The following is a 481-nucleotide window of genomic DNA, read 5'->3' as shown; positions in this document are numbered from 1 at the left end:
GGTTGCGCGGCAGCCGTACGGGCGTGTTCGCCGGCGTGATGTACCACGACTACGGGCTCGGTACTCCCGCCTCGACCAGCGGCGGAAGCCTGGTTTCCGGCCGGGTGTCCTACACCCTGGGTCTGGAGGGCCCGGCGGTGACGGTGGACACGGCGTGCTCGTCGTCGCTGGTGGCGTTGCACTGGGCGGCGCAGGCGCTGCGGAACGGCGAGTGCGATCTGGCGCTGGCGGGCGGCGTGACGGTGATGGCGACACCCGGCATGTTCATCGAGTTCTCCCGTCAGCGGGGTCTGGCGCCCGACGGGCGGTGCAAGGCGTTCTCGGCGGCTGCCGATGGCGCGGGCTGGGCCGAGGGCGTCGGTGTGCTGCTGGTCGAGCGGTTGTCGGACGCTCGCCGCAACGGGCATCGGGTGCTGGCGGTCGTCCGCGGCAGTGCGGTCAATCAGGATGGGGCGAGCAACGGGTTGACGGCGCCGAACGG

1 protein-coding gene is annotated in these 481 nt (G+C 72.1%); it reads left to right on the top strand.

The features are described from left to right. Positions 1–23: 23 nt before the first annotated feature. On the top strand, positions 24–481 hold a 458-nt coding region (locus ACWJ6R_RS37960), incomplete at its 3' end, for a beta-ketoacyl synthase N-terminal-like domain-containing protein (protein WP_449066799.1).

The organism is Planomonospora algeriensis, assembly GCF_977012225.1.
The sequence above is the reverse complement of the archived record's forward strand: the minus strand, read 5'-3'. Positions and strand labels throughout refer to the sequence as shown.